Source organism: Paeniglutamicibacter sp. GQ140, from assembly GCF_059759235.1.
Genome location: NZ_JCAXDW010000001.1, coordinates 20,001 through 34,094, shown reverse-complemented (window position 1 = coordinate 34,094; position 14,094 = coordinate 20,001). Strand labels below are relative to the sequence as shown.

Here is a 14,094-nt window from a genome sequence, read left to right as displayed (position 1 = left end):
GGGTCATGAAGCGGAAGGCTTTGCCGATAGCCGGCGGCCTGCTGGCCTGCCTGCTGGGCGCGTGCACGGTGTTGGTCCCTGACCCCGATCCCGTTGAGTCCACGCTGCCGACACCCGATCGCCTGGCCGAACTCCCCGCCGACTGCCCGCGTTCCGGGGGTGTGGCGGAGCCCGAGGGGATCGGCCCGGGGACCGAGGCGCAGATAGCCGCCGATTTGTTGGCCGCCGTCGGCGATTGGGTCAATGCAGGAACCGCAATGGTCGCCAATGAGCCGGACTGGATCGGGCCCGGTTTGCCCGGGCACTGCCTGGCGGACTTGGCCGAGCTGCTGGGGCGGATCCACGGCCCGGCACTCCTGGCCCAGGGCGGCGATGAGACGTTGTCCGCCTTTCAGGCGGAATTGGTCAAGGAGAACCTGGAAAATCTGGAAGCCGCCCGTGCCCAGGGCGGGGCCACGAACGCAAGGCGGGAATTGGCGCTCTTGCAGCAATCGTCCCAATCGGAAAGCGGCGCATTCCTGAATCTCATCGTGCGCAAGCTGGAGAACCGGTCGATACAACCGGCGGGTACGGAGGAATGGATGGCCATTGTGGTTCCGCAGGGGTCGCGAAACCTGGTGTTCCACCTGGAAACGAAGGAAGCGGCGCACGGCTACTTCAGTTGGTGAGTCCGGCGCGGCACCCGTGGGCTAAAACAGTATGGGCGCCACTCCCGGGGGAGTGGCGCCCATACTAATCAGCTAAATGCCGAAGGTGATGATCCGAAGCTTAGACAGCGCGGATATCGGTGGCCTGAAGGCCCTTCTGGCCCTGAGTAACTTCAAACTCAACGCGCTGGCCCTCTTCGAGCGAACGGAAGCCGTTCGACTGGATGGCGGAGTAGTGTGCGAAAACATCATCCGAGTTGTCGTCCGGAGCGATGAAGCCGAAGCCCTTTTCGGCGTTGAACCACTTAACGGTACCTGTTGCCATGATGGGTGTGTCCTTTCGAGACTGTCCTGAAATGGGACGTAGGGGAGTCAATTCCACTGTGGAATCCACTTGCAGCTACGTGATTCAACGCGGTTCAGAAAGGTACTCGCCCCGGCAACGGGGTGTTTGCACTGAAATTACTGCGAGAAAAACTAGAACTACAAGCTCAACGGTACGCTACTTGGCGACCAGTTGCTAGCACGGGGGTCATTCCGGGCAAAAGTTTCCCGGAATGACCCCTGCCGTTTACCAGGCGATGGACTGCCGGTAACGCTCGATGACGAGGTCCACGAGCTCCCGCGGCGGAGCCTGGCCCGGGTGCAGCAACGGTGCGCTCAGCACGTCCGGGGAGCTCGCGGCAGCCACCCCTGCAAAGTATCCGGCGGCCAGGAGATAGCTGGAAACCACCGTGCGCCGCCCGGGGTTGAGGGCGCGGGCCGCCGCCAGGACATCGGGCAGGCGAGGTTCTGCGGCCGAAATAAAGGCAGGAGTCACGGGAACCTGCAGCCGGCCGGCCAGCAACTGGGCCATCGCCCGGCAATCCGCCAAGCCGCGCGGATCCGCGGACCCCGCACAGGCAAGGACCACCGCCTCGCCGGGAATCCAACCGGCCTCCAAAAGCCGGCGATGCAGGACCGCGGCAAGCGAGGCATCGGGACCCAGGGGAGCGGCCACCCCGGTGCCGGGGTGCCCGCCGGCGGCGGCGGCAAGATCGCCCGAGGCATGGGTTCCCGCCGACAACAGCAACGGCACCAGGGCCGCCGCCTGCCCGGGCTCGATGGCACCGGAGCGCAGGAAGGGACCGACCCGCGGTTCCTGCACGTCGACGAAGGCCGCGTGCACGGAGACATCGGAAAGTGCGACATCCACCACATCAACCAGCGCCCGGATGGCCGCACGTCCCGCCGGGCTGTCCGTGCCGTGGGAGACGGCCACCAGATCGGGGGACGGGGCGGTTTCCAGCCAGCCAAGCCAGGGCGGGTGTTCGACGGTTCCGGCCACCCGGGCGCCGGTGCGCGTGAGCGTGGCGCTGCTCATTGGGCGGAGTCCAGCCACAACATGCCCTGGTGCAGGCGCACCGGGTGGACCTGCAGCGCCGGCGCCGCCCCGCTGAGGCAGTCGCCGGTGTCCAGGCGGTACACCTCCTTGTGCAGCGGGCAGGCAATCGTGGGAACACGGGCGCCGGCAATGGACTTGTCACCCAGGATGCCGCGGGCCATGACCTTGGCGCCGCTGCCGGGGCAGTGGTGCGAGGCAGCGAAGAACTCATCGCCCTCGGTGCGGTACACGGCAACCTGCCTGCCCCCAAGCCACGCGGCCTCGCCCCAGCCGGGCTCGAGGTCCCCGGTCCTGCACACCGCAACCAGTCCCTGCACGGTTTCGAGCGTGGTTTCTTCGAGCGTTTCACTCATCGCTTCGGTCCTCTCGTCGTTGCTGCTTCGATGCCCCGAGCCTAGAAGTCCCTTGTTTCACGTGTGGCGATGCCACGTTGCGTGCCGGTAAACCCCATCTCACGCAGCCGCATCCAGTTGGTGAACCGGACCCGAGGCGGGGGTGGTCGGCCTTGGGCGACCCCGGCGAACCACCTCGGCCGGAGACTTCGACGGCCTCGCGTTAACTGCATGTTTCGACAACCTCACGTGGTGCCTTTTGTCCGGGACGCAGAGTTGTCCTGCCCGAAACAAAGAGGAAATTGGTCGGCAAAACCCGTTCCCTAGGCTGGAAGGCAATCAACGACGCGTCATGGGCGCAAGAGTGAAAGTCGGGTAACAGACATGGGTACAGGACACGGCGCACGCCGCATCGTAGTCGTCGGTGGCGGTCCGGCCGCGCATCGCTTCACCGAGGCCATGGCGGCCCGCGAACCAAGCAACCTCGAGATCACCGTGTTGACCGAGGAAGCGCACGTTCCCTATGACAGGGTTGCCCTGACCAAGGCACTGACCGATACCGCCGTGGACCTCACTCTGGGGGATCCGGCACTCTGGGCCCGTGACAACGTCACCCTTGCAACAGGCGCCGGCGTGAAGACGCTGGACAGCGTCAACCAGGTGGTCCACACCCACGATGGCCGCAGCTTCGGCTATGACGAACTGGTGCTGGCCACCGGCTCGAATGCGGCAACGCTGCCGATCCCGGGCAATGAACACACCCACGTCTACCGCACCCTCGAGGATGTCTGGGCGATCAACGCCGGCATTCAGGCGCTCACCGCCCAGCTGGGCCGCAAGCCGGTTGTCGCCACCATCGGCGGCGGGCTGCTGGGACTCGAGGCGGCAGCCGGCTCCCAGTCCCTGGGCGCCGAGGCGGTGGTCATCGACGGCGGCAAGTGGCTCATGGGCACCCAGCTGGACGAGGGCGCGGGCCAGGCCATGGGCAGGCTGATTGCGCAGACCGGGTTCAGGGTCCACGGCGGGGTGTTCCCGCAGGAAGTCACCACCGAGATCGTTGGCGGAACCGAGAAAGTCACCGGTGTGCTGATGGCCGACGGCAACCACATCCCCGCGGACATGGTCATCGTCTCCATCGGCGTGCGCCCCCGCGACGAGCTGGCCCGCAACCACAACCAGGCACTCGAGGACACCGGCGCGCAGGCCCCGGTCTTCGGCATCGGCCCGCGCGGCGGCATCGAGATCGACGGGCACTGCGCCACCGCGGTGCCCCATGTCTGGGCCATCGGCGAGGTCGCGAACTTCGCAGGCATGTGCATCGGCCTGGTGGCCCCGGCCAACGCCATGGCCGAGGTGCTCGCTTCCCACCTGCAGGGCGGGGACGCCGAATTCACCGGCTTCGACACCGCCACCAAGCTCAAGCTCTCCGGTGTCGACGTGGCAAGCTTCGGCGACGGCTTCGCCCGCACCGAGGGTGCGCTCGAGGTCGTCTACGCCGACGCCGCCCGCGGCCTGTACCAAAAGATCGTCGTCTCCGCCGACGCCAAGGTCCTGCTCGGCGGGATCTTCGTGGGCGACGCGAGCCCGTACCAGTCACTGCGCCCGCTGCTGGGCCGCGAGCTGCCCGCCGAGGCGGGCGCCTACCTCAGCGCCCTGGGCGGCGAGGTGCCAGACGGGGACCTGCCCGATGACGCGGTGCTCTGTTCCTGCAACGGCGTGTCGGTCGGTTCCATCAAGGACGCGGTCGGGGGCTGCGGCAGCTGTGCGGGCAGCGAACCGGTCAACGACCTGGCCTCGCTGAAGACCTGCACCCGCGCCGGAACCCAGTGCGGCTCCTGTGTCCCGATGCTCAAGAAGCTCATGGAATCGGAGATGACCAAGAACGGCGTCGTCGTCTCCACCGCCATGTGCGAGCACTTCGAGCTTTCCCGCTCCGAGCTCTTCGAGGCCGTCCAGGTTGCCGGGCTGCACAGCTACCCGCAGATCATGGAGCGCTTCGGCAAGGGTTCGGGCTGCGATATCTGCAAGCCGGTCATCGCCTCGGTGCTGGCCTCGCAGACCTCGGGGCACCCGATGGAGGCGGGCCTGGCCGGCGCGCAGGACACCAACGACCGGGTCATGGCCAACATGCAGAAGGACGGCACCTACTCGGTGGTCCCGCGCATCCCCGGCGGGGAGATCACCCCGGAAAAGCTCGGCGTGATCGCCGCGGTGGCGGCAAAGTACAAGCTCTACACCAAGCTCACCGGCGGGCTGCGCATCGACATGTTCGGCGCCCGGCTCGAGCAGCTGCCGGAGATCTGGAAGGAACTGGTGGACGCCGGATTCGAATCCGGGCAGGCCTACGGCAAGTCGCTGCGCAACGTGAAGACCTGCGTCGGTTCCTCCTGGTGCCGCTACGGCATGCTGGACTCGGTGGCCATGGGCATCGAAATGGAGCTGCGCTACCGCGGGCTGCGCGCCCCGCACAAGTTCAAGATGGGCGTCTCGGGCTGCGCGCGGGAATGCGCCGAGGCCCGCGCCAAGGACGTGGGGGTCATCGCCACCGCCGAGGGCTGGAACCTCTACGTGGGCGGCAACGGCGGGGCGAACCCCGCCCACGCCCAGCTGCTGGCCGGCGGCATCGACGATGCCACGCTGCTGCGCTACATCGACAGGTACCTGATGTACTACATCCGCACCGCGGACAAGCTCCAGCGCACCGCACGCTGGATGGAGGATTTGGACGGCGGCATCGAGCACGTGAAGTCGGTCGTCGTTGAGGACTCGCTGGGCCTGGGCGCGGAACTCGATGCGGCCATGGAAACCCACGTGGGCAACTACCAGGACGAATGGGCCGCAACGCTCGCGGACCCGGAAAAGCTGCGCCGCTTCCGCTCCTTCGTCAACGCCCCGGAGCAGAAGGACGAGGACCTCGCCTACGTCCCCGAGCGCGGGCAGCACCGCCCCGCCGAGCCGGTGCGCCTCGGCGCCACCATCTCCGTCGGCGCCCCCAACCCCACCCAGGAGCCCTCATGATCGCCACCGGACTGCAACTGCAAGGCCAATTCGTGCTGGTTGCCGGCGCCCGCTGGGCGGCACGGCATGTCGTGGCACGCTATGTGTCGGCCGGCGCCCAGGTATTGCGGGCCCACCACCCGCACGAGCTCGAGGGCCACGGCCACCTGCTGTCCGAGGTCAGGTTGCTGGTTGCCGTCGACGACGGAGCCGCGGGCTGGGAGGCGCTGGAAGAGATCGCCCGCCGCGAATCGATCCTGCTCTCCCGCGAACAGGCGGCCCGGCGCGACGGCGGGATCACCCTGCTGGGCGGCGGTCCGGGCAGTTCCGACCTGCTGACGGTGCGTGGCGCCGCGGCGCTGGCGAACGCCGACGTGGTCTTCCACGACCGCCTGGGCCCGGGACACGACCTGGCCGCGCTGGCACCGGGCGCGCAGCTCGTCGACGTGGGCAAGGCCCCGGGGAACCACAAGGTGCCCCAGGAGCGCATCAACGAGCTGCTCATTGCCGAGGCCCGCGCCGGGAGGGACGTGGTGCGGCTCAAGGGCGGGGATCCATTCGTCTTTGGCCGCGGCTCCGAGGAACGCGACGCCGCCCTGGCCGCCGGCCTGAAGGTCCAGGTGATACCCGGGATCAGCAGCGCGATCTCGGTGCCCGGCGCCGCAGGGATCCCGGTGACGGCCCGCGGCGTGTCCAAGGCCTTCACCGTGGTCTCGGGCCACGACCCCTTCACCGAGACCGAGTTGGGGCACCTGGCGGGCATCGGCGGGACGCTGGTGCTGCTCATGGGCGTGGCGACCCTGCAGCAAAACGCCGCCGGCCTGCTGCGCAACGGACTGGCGGCCGACACCCCGGCGGCCATCGTCGAACGCGGCTTCTGCGACACCCAGCGCAGCACCCGCGCCACCCTGGGCACGCTGGCGGCCGCGGCCCGGCTGGCCGGCTGCTCGAATCCCGCGGTCATCGTCATCGGCGGTGTCGCGGCCCTGGGCGCGGGCGCCGACGATGTGGCCGCCCTGCTTCCGGCGGCCGTGCGATGAGCGCGACGGCAACCGCCGGCACCGGCACGCGAAGCGCCGGGGCGCTGGCGGGATTCCGCATCGCGGTGACCTCCCAGCGGCGTTCGGCAGAACTCATCGAGGCACTCGAGCGCCGCGGCGCCCAGGTGCTGCACGCCCCGACGCTGCGCCTGGCCCCGCTGGCCGAGGATTCGGAAGTGCTGGAAGGCACCCGCCGGATGCTGGGGCTGCGGCCCGAGTACGTGCTGGTGAGCACCGCCTACGGGTTCCGCCGCTGGTTCGAGACCGCCGAGGCCGCGGGGCTTGGCGACGAGCTGGCGGAGGTGCTGCGCGCCGCAAGGATCCACGTGCGCGGTCCCAAGGCGCTGGGTGCCGTGCGGGCCCTGGGCTTCGATGCGGAGGCGATGGCAGGGGACGAACTGACCTCCTCGATGGTGGCCCGGCTGGCCCCGCAGCTGCGGGGCAAGGCGGTGGTGCTGCAGCACCACGGGCTCGGGGACGACGAGGCAGCCGCCGCGCTCCTGGAGGCGGGGGCCTCCGAACTGGTCCGGATCAGTCCCTACCGCTGGGTGCCGCCGGAGGACGCCGGGAAGCTGGAGGTGCTGCTGCGTGCGCTGTGTTCGGGCGCGCTGGACGCGCTGACCTTCACCAGTGCCCCCGCGGTGGTGGCGCTGCTGGAGGCCGCGCGGGAACACGACTGCCATGCCCAACTGCTGCACGCGCTGCAGACCACCGTCAGCACGGTTGCCGTGGGGCCGGTGACCGCCGCTCCGCTGCGCGAGGCGGGCATCGAGCCGCTGGTGCCCGCCCGGCACCGGATGGGCGCGATGATCCACACCCTGGTCGAGCACCTGGGTGAGCGCGGGGCGCTGGAATGCGCCACCGTGCTGGGCCCGTGCCTATTGCGCGGGGACACCGTGCACCTGGCCGGGGCCGGGACGGAGTTGGGCGCCAGCCAGTTGCGGCTCTTCAAGGCCCTGCTCGAGGCCCGCGGGAACGTCGTCTCGCGCGGGGCCCTGGCGGCGCTGCTGCCGGACGGTTCCTCGGACCACGCACTGGACATGGCGGTGAGCAGGCTGCGCGGCGCGCTGCCCGATGCCCGGCTGGTGTCCACCGTGGTGAAGCGCGGCTACCGGCTCAACGCCTAGGCGCCGGTGCCCGCCGTCCCCCGCGGCAGCGGTGCGCCCTCGACCTCGGACGGCACCCGGCGCAGCGCGAACGCGACGATCGCGGCGGAGGCCAGGGCCAGCACCATGGCAATCGCGGAGGTGTACACCACCCCCTTGTCGAAGGCCGCGGCGGCGGATTCCAGCAAGCGGTCCGCGGCCGGGGCGCCCAGGCCCCGGGCTACCTCGTGCGCGCCGCCCAGGGTCTGGTGCGCGGTCTCGGCCGCGTCCGGGCCCAGCTGCGCGGGGATCGCCACGTTGCGGCTGTACGCGGCGTTGAGGATCGAGCCGAGCACCGCGGTGCCCAGCACCGAGCCGACCTCGTAGGCGGTCTCGGAGATCGCCGAGGCGGCACCGGCCTGGGCCGGGGGCACCGCGGAAAGCGCCATGTCGTTGGACAGCGTCTCGCTCAGGCCCACTCCGGCACCCAGGACCGCGAAGGCGAGCATGAGCATCGGCACCGAGCCGGACTGCCCGGTGAGCATCACGATGCCGTAGGCCAAGGCGTTGAGCCCCAGCCCCCACACCATCACGTGCTTGACCGCGAAGCGCCGGGTCATCCGCACCGCCAGCAGCCCGAAGCCAACGGTCAGGCCCAGGCCCGGGAGCATCAGCACGCCCGCCATCATGGGGGTGTAGCCGGCGACCAATTGCAGGTGCTGGGAGATGAAGTAGATGAAGCCGACCAGCGCGAAGATGCTCAGCAGGTTCACCGCCAGCGCGGAGGAGAAGGACGGGTTGGCGAACAGCCGAACATCGAGCATCGGGTTGGTGCGCCGCAGTTGGCGCCGCGTGAAGGTCACCCCGGCGGCCAGCCCCACGGCGATTGCCAGGATCGGCAGCAGCGGCGAATCCCCGTGGGTCATCTCCTTGATGCCGTAGACGATGGGCAGCAGGGTCATGATGACCAGGCCAATGGAGATCGGGTCGATGGCCCCGGGATTCGGGTCCTTGGACTCGGGGACCAGTGCGGGGGCGAGGATCAGCAGCGGCACCAGCATCGGCACGGCGAGCAGGAACACCGAGCCCCACCAGAAGTGCTCCAGCAGGAAGCCGCCGACGACGGGTCCCAGTGCCGCGCCTCCGGAGAACCCCGCGGCCCAGATGGCGATGGCCTTGCGGCGCTCGAGCGGGTCGGTGAAGATGTTGCGGATCAGCGAGAGGGTCGCGGGCATCAGCATGGCGCCGAAGATGCCCAGCAGGGCGCGGGCTGCAATGAGCTGCTCGGCATTGCCGGCAAACGCGGCGGCGGCGGAGACCGCGGCGAAGCCGGTGGACCCGATCAGAAGCAGGCGGCGTCGGCCGAACCTGTCGCCGAGCGAGCCCATGGGCACCAGCAGGCCTGCCAGCACCAGCGGATAGATGTCAATGATCCACAGCAGCTGGTTCCCGCTGGGGGACAGCGCTGCCGACAGCGCGGGGACCGCGAAGCTGAGCACCGTGTTGTCGACTGAAACCAACAGGACCGGGAACATGAGGACAACGAGGGCGGCCCAGCGTCGGCGATGGATCGTGCCGATGCCCTGGTTCGTGGGAGTGCTCGTGGCGCGTTGGGTGCTCATGATGCTCGGTTTCCTGGGGATGCCGTGGAGGGTTGACAAGCATAACTGTACCGTCCGGACGGTACAGTTACAATGTGACGATGCCTACTGGAAAGGGATAGGGTTCACTACATGTCTCGACCGCCATTAGCCAAGGAAAAGATCGTCGACGCCTACGCCGCGTTGCTTTGCGACGAAGGCGAGCGGGCGGCGACCATCGAGGCCACCGCAGCACGCGCAGGTGTTTCCAAGGGCGGGCTGCTCTACCACTTTGCCTCCAAGGAGGCCCTGGCCCAGGGCGTCATCGACGGGCTGCTCCAGGTGCAGGCCGAGGACCTGGAACGCATGGGGTCGGCCCCGGAAGGTGCATCGCGGTACTTCGTGCGCACATCCACCCTCATCGGCACCGAGCTGGACCGCTTCTTCCTGGCCGTGCTGCGCCTGGCCCAGTCCGGCCACGAACCCTCCATCAAGACCCTCGATGCCGTGCACTCCGGGTGGCTCGACCTCATCCGCGCCGAGGTCCAGGACCGGTACGTCGCCGAAACCATCATGTTGATCGGCGAGGGACTCTACTACCAGACATCAATGCCCGGGCCCTGGTCCCAGGGGACCTTCGCCAAGGACCTGGAGCACCTGCTGGACCAGGTCGAACGACTCAAGAACGGCGGCTGACCCCATGCCCCTGACTCCGCCACGGCAAAAGCTGGCCGGCCGCATCGGCGCGCTGCTGGGCATCATCCTGATGGCCCTCTCCCTGCGCGCCGCGGTCGTCTCCGTGCCGCCGTTGCTGGGAAGCATCGGTCCGGAACTGGGGTTCAACTCCTTTTCCACCGGCCTGCTGGCCATGTTGGCGCCGGTCGTCTTCGCCGCGTTCGGGCTGCTCACCCCGCGCCTGATCCGGTGGTGGGGGCTGGAGAAGGTGCTGGTGGCAGCGGTCCTGCTGGCCGTGGCCGGGCAGCTGTTGCGGGCCGTGGTGGGGGATGTGGCCAGCTTCCTGCTGCTCTCGGCCATCACCCTTGCCGGGTACGGCATGGGCAACGTGGTGCTGCCGCCACTGGTGAAGAAGTACTTCCCCGACCGCCTGGCGATTGTCACCTCGGGATATGTCACGATGCTGGCCGTGGGCACCTGGATGGCCCCGCAATTCTCCGTGCCGCTGGCCGACGCGGCCGGCAACTGGCGTCCCTCCATCGCCGCCTGGGCACTGCTTTCGGCCCTGGTGCTGTTGCCCTGGGGCATCCAGCTGTTCAGGGACCGCAGGAACCCGCGCCCCGACACCCCGCTGGTCAATGGGCTGGTCGCCGCGCCCCCGGCGCGGATCAACCCGTGGAAATCCCCCGTGGCCTGGGGCCTGGCCATCTTCCTGGCCGGGAACTCGGCGCAAACCTATGTGTATTTCACCTGGCTGCCCCCGTATCTCTCCCAGCAGGGCCTGGACACGCAAACCGCCGGATCCATGCTGGCGCTCTTCGCCATTCTGGGCCTGCCGGTGAGCCTGCTGGTTCCGTTGTGGGTTCCGCGCCTGCGCCACCCGATCGTGGCCGTGCTGGTCTTCACCGCCTTCTGGATCGCCGGCCACCTGGGCATGTACCTTTCGCCGACCGAGCACACGGCCCTGTGGGTGGTGTTTGCCGGCCTGGGCCAGGGGACCTTCGCCATTGCCCTGTTGATGATGAACCTCCGCTCGCGCAGCACCTACGGATCCGGCGTCCTGGCAGGCTTCAGCCAGGGCCTGGGGTATGCCGGGGCGGCGGTCGCGCCGCTGCTCTTTGGCATTGTCAAGGACGCCACCGGCGGCTGGACCGCCTCGTTTGCGATGCTGGGGATCTGCCTGGCCGTGATGCTCGCCGGCGCGGTGATGATCAACGGGCCGCGGAAGATCGAGGACGGCCAGGGCGGGGCCGAGAGGCTCGGCACACTCGAGCGAGTCAGCTAGCCCGGTCCGTGGCTTCCTAGTGAAGTTCGGCGTCGCGGTGCCAGGGCCCAACCGCCTTGGGGACGTGCCAGCGGAACTTCAGTGAGAGCAGTCGGAGCGAGAACACAACCGCCGCCACGCCCAGTTCCCAGGCCCATCCTCCGATGCCCGCCACCCACAGGGCGGCGATGAGCCCGGCACCCAACATGGCAGGGACCGCATACATGTCGCGCGGGTCGAAGATCGCGGGGGTCTGGTTGGCGACCACGTCACGCAGCAGGCCCCCGCCCACGGCCGTGGTGGCCCCCAGCAGCGCCGCGGCAAAGGGATTCATCCCGGCCTCCAGCGCCTTGATCGTGCCGGCGGTGCAGAACAGGGCCAGGCCTGCGGCGTCAAAGACCAACAGCGGCCGCTTCAGGCGCTGCACCCCGGGTGCCACGAAGTAGACCAGCAGGGCGGCGAGCGTCGGCGGAACGAAGTAGTACGGATTGGCGAACGCGGTGGGGACCTGTCCCAGGATGACGTCGCGAACGATGCCGCCGCCGATTCCCGTCAGGCTCGCCAGCATCAACGACCCGATGATGTCGAAACCGCGGCGGGCGGCCAACAGCGATCCGGAGACGCCGAAGAAGAAGACCCCCAGCAAGTCGAAGAACAAGGGCATGGTCACCGGTTTTCATCCTCTGGTTGGGGCTCGGCCGCGGCCTGGCGCTAGGGAATCATTACAACATGGACCGGCGACGTCTCACGGTGTCGGTGACCGCACGGCCTGGTGGATCTTCCCGATGGTGTTCATGTTCCTGGTCGTCACCAGCGTTCGGGACGCTACCTTGGCGAAGTGCTTGGCCAGCGGCGTCCGCAGGCTTTCGCCGCGCGGCACTTCCCAGCAGATGGCGTGGCCCAGGCGGGCCACGCGCTCGGAGGCCGCTGGTTCCGGGGCGCTGTCCAGGACGTCCGCCGCATCCCGGTCGCTGCCCGTGAGCACCAGGTATTCGTGCCGTTGGATCCCGTCCCGGGGTGCTTCAAAGGGATACTGCGCCACGATTCGCTCGAGTTGTTCCCGGTCCTGCACGATGACAGGGATGTCCCTGCCATAGCGGTTCCGCAGGATCTGCTCAACGGTTTCCTTGACGCGTGCAGGGTCGGCTTCATCGCTGCCCAGGACCACATTGCCGCTGGCCAGCAGCGTGCGGACCTGCGTGAATCCGGCCTCGCGCAGCAGCGCGGAGAGGTCCTTCATGAGGACCTTGACGCCGCCGACGTTCACCCCGCGCAGGAAGATTGCATAGAGATTCATGTGGCCAAGTCTGCTCCGCGGGCGCTTGCGGTGTCCATTCGCGCCCGAAACGCAGCACGGTGCCGCACCCGCGATCAGCGGATACGGCACCGTGCTGCGTTTTTTATTGCCCCGGCGGGGTGGCTAGCCGGCCCAGAGCGGCGAGATGGCCTTGTAAAGCTGCTGGACACCCAGGGAAATGAAGAGCAGGGCGGTGATGCCCAGCAGGATGTTGGTGTGCAGCTTGTTGGACCAGACCTTGGGGATCCGCTTGCCGTTGAGCAGGCCCAGCAGCGTCAGTGCCAGGAACGGCATGAACAGCGAGCCGAGCACGCCGTAGGCCAGGATCAGGCCGATCGGCTGGTCAAGCAGGAACAGGACCATCGGCGGGAAGGTGAGCCACAGGACGTAGAACTTGAAGTACTTGCCGCCCACGCGGGTGTCCTCGTGCCCGGATTCCTTGCCGCGGATGTTGCCCCAGAAGTCGGCGAACATCAGCGAGACGCCGTTCCATACCCCGATGATCGAGGAGAAGGATGCTGCCCAGAAGCCCACCAGGAACCCGGTGCCAACCACGTCGCCGTACTTCTCGTTGAGCACATTGGTCAGGTCGAGCAGGCCGGCATCGCCGGCACTCAGCGAGACGCCCGCGGCACGCACCACCTCGGCGCCGACAATCAGCATGGCAATGACGAAGATGCCGGTGATCACGTACGCCATGGTGTTGTCGATGCGCATGACCTTCATCCACTTGGGCGTGTACCAGCCCTTCTCACGCAGCCAGTAGCCGTAGGCCGCCAGGGTGATGGTGCCGCCGACGCCGCCGGCCAGTGCCAGGGTGTAGACCAGGCCGCCGGAGGGGATGATGGGGATCAGGCCCTTGAACATCTCGGGGATGTTCGGCACGGCGATGATCGCCAGGCCGACCACGGTGACGAACATGATGCCCACCAGCACCGCGGTGATCTTCTCGAAGATCGCGTAGCGGCCGAACCAGACCATGGCGAAGCCGGCCAGTCCCATCAGGACCGCCCAGATCTTCAGGTCGATGGCCGGGAAAAGCGCTGCCAGCGGCATGGCCGCGGAGCTCATCGCGGTGGCGCCGTAGACGAAGCCCCAGATGATGATGTACGGGCCGAAGTACCAGGTGGTCCACTTGCCCAGGGACTTCCAGCCCTCGAAGATGGTCTTTCCGGTGGCCAGTGTGAAGCGTCCGGCGCCTTCGACCAGGATGATCTTCAGGATGACGCCGATGATCACCGCCCAGAGCAGGCCGTAGCCGTAGCGGGAGCCGGCCACCAGGGTGGCGACCATGTCGGCGGCGCCGACGCCGGTGGCCGCAACGACCAGGCCGGGGCCGACGATTTTCCATTTGGCGGGCTTGCCGCCGTCATCGTCGATGCGGTCGGCATGCGACACCTTGACCGGCGGGACATTGTCTTGTGTTGGCATCAGCCTGTTTTTCCTAACCCTTGTGGTTGCCGTATGTGCCTGGGATGTCTCCCGCGGGGCGGCACATCCGGCACGATCCTGCGCATCCTCCGGGCCGGCACACTGCCCGTGGGACGCCCTGCGGCGGAAGACGTCCGCCGGTGGCGCAGGGGACCGGCCCGGTACGAGATCGCAGCGTTGCGGATCGATGTGGGCCAAGTCCCGTGCGAGAGTCTTGTCACAGACTAAGGTATAGGTGATCGTGCGCACACCCACGCTCATTTGCCTTTTCCTAACACTTTCTTAAGGAACCGTCCGGTGCGCCGTTTTGGCATTTCCCGCATCGACCTGCTTCGCGGCCGCATCGGCGGGCAGCACGCGGC

General features: G+C 68.2%; 13 protein-coding genes. 6 read left to right on the top strand and 7 right to left on the bottom strand.

Annotation, left to right across the window (positions count from 1 at the left end):
• Positions 1 to 5: 5 nt before the first annotated feature.
• Positions 6 to 668, top strand: coding sequence for a hypothetical protein (locus AC6CHY_RS00165; protein WP_217387585.1), 663 nt, complete (start codon positions 6 to 8; stop codon positions 666 to 668).
• Between the two features lie 100 nt (positions 669 to 768).
• On the opposite strand, the gene cspE is transcribed toward AC6CHY_RS00165, so the two are convergent.
• From cspE to nirD, 3 genes are all read right to left on the bottom strand, one after another.
• Positions 769 to 972 (bottom strand): transcription antiterminator/RNA stability regulator CspE, encoded by a 204-nt coding sequence (cspE, locus tag AC6CHY_RS00160; protein WP_007271190.1) that lies wholly within the window; start codon positions 970 to 972, stop codon positions 769 to 771.
• Positions 973 to 1,218: 246 nt separating this feature from the next.
• On the bottom strand, positions 1,219 to 2,010 hold the full coding sequence (locus tag AC6CHY_RS00155; RefSeq protein WP_498225049.1) for a sirohydrochlorin chelatase: 792 nt from the start codon (positions 2,008 to 2,010) through the stop codon (positions 1,219 to 1,221).
• On the bottom strand, positions 2,007 to 2,384 hold the full coding sequence (gene nirD, locus AC6CHY_RS00150) for a nitrite reductase small subunit NirD (protein ID WP_498225048.1): 378 nt from the start codon (positions 2,382 to 2,384) through the stop codon (positions 2,007 to 2,009). The genes AC6CHY_RS00155 and nirD overlap by 4 nt, the downstream gene beginning before the upstream one ends.
• A gap of 363 nt (positions 2,385 to 2,747) precedes the next feature.
• Here nirD and nirB point away from each other — a divergent pair, with 363 nt between their 5' ends.
• Genes nirB through AC6CHY_RS00135 form a run of 3 tightly spaced genes read left to right on the top strand, consistent with a single transcriptional unit; the run spans position 2,748 to position 7,527 of the window.
• Positions 2,748 to 5,381 (top strand): nitrite reductase large subunit NirB, encoded by a 2,634-nt coding sequence (nirB, locus tag AC6CHY_RS00145; RefSeq protein WP_498225047.1) that lies wholly within the window; start codon positions 2,748 to 2,750, stop codon positions 5,379 to 5,381.
• Positions 5,378 to 6,400, top strand: a complete 1,023-nt coding sequence (cobA, locus tag AC6CHY_RS00140) for a uroporphyrinogen-III C-methyltransferase (RefSeq protein ID WP_498225046.1) — start codon at positions 5,378 to 5,380, stop codon at positions 6,398 to 6,400. The genes nirB and cobA overlap by 4 nt, the downstream gene beginning before the upstream one ends.
• Positions 6,397 to 7,527, top strand: coding sequence for a uroporphyrinogen-III synthase (locus AC6CHY_RS00135; protein WP_498225045.1), 1,131 nt, complete (start codon positions 6,397 to 6,399; stop codon positions 7,525 to 7,527). Before cobA ends, AC6CHY_RS00135 begins: the two co-directional genes overlap by 4 nt.
• Here AC6CHY_RS00135 and AC6CHY_RS00130 read toward each other — a convergent pair.
• Positions 7,524 to 9,107, bottom strand: a complete 1,584-nt coding sequence (locus AC6CHY_RS00130; protein WP_498225044.1) for an MFS transporter — start codon at positions 9,105 to 9,107, stop codon at positions 7,524 to 7,526. The two genes, AC6CHY_RS00135 and AC6CHY_RS00130, sit on opposite strands and share 4 nt — an antisense overlap.
• A gap of 111 nt (positions 9,108 to 9,218) precedes the next feature.
• On the opposite strand from AC6CHY_RS00130, the gene AC6CHY_RS00125 reads away from it, so the two are divergent.
• Entirely contained in the window at positions 9,219 to 9,761 is a 543-nt protein-coding gene (locus AC6CHY_RS00125) for a TetR/AcrR family transcriptional regulator (RefSeq protein ID WP_217387592.1), read from the top strand.
• Positions 9,762 to 9,765: 4 nt separating this feature from the next.
• The gene (locus AC6CHY_RS00120; RefSeq protein WP_498225043.1) at positions 9,766 to 11,025 is read left to right on the top strand and encodes an MFS transporter; all 1,260 of its coding nucleotides are present in this window, start codon (positions 9,766 to 9,768) and stop codon (positions 11,023 to 11,025) included.
• Positions 11,026 to 11,041: 16 nt separating this feature from the next.
• Here AC6CHY_RS00120 and AC6CHY_RS00115 read toward each other — a convergent pair whose 3' ends face one another.
• From AC6CHY_RS00115 to AC6CHY_RS00105, 3 genes are all read right to left on the bottom strand, one after another.
• Positions 11,042 to 11,668 carry a trimeric intracellular cation channel family protein gene (locus tag AC6CHY_RS00115; RefSeq protein WP_217387697.1) on the bottom strand — a complete coding sequence of 209 codons (627 nt, stop codon included), beginning with the start codon at positions 11,666 to 11,668 and terminating at the stop codon, positions 11,042 to 11,044.
• An 81-nt stretch (positions 11,669 to 11,749) separates the two neighbouring features.
• Complete coding sequence (locus AC6CHY_RS00110; RefSeq protein WP_217387594.1) at positions 11,750 to 12,301, bottom strand: DUF1697 domain-containing protein; 552 nt, start codon at positions 12,299 to 12,301, stop codon at positions 11,750 to 11,752.
• A 123-nt stretch (positions 12,302 to 12,424) separates the two neighbouring features.
• Complete coding sequence (locus AC6CHY_RS00105; RefSeq protein WP_498225042.1) at positions 12,425 to 13,732, bottom strand: Nramp family divalent metal transporter; 1,308 nt, start codon at positions 13,730 to 13,732, stop codon at positions 12,425 to 12,427.
• Between the last annotated feature and the right edge of the window lie 362 nt (positions 13,733 to 14,094).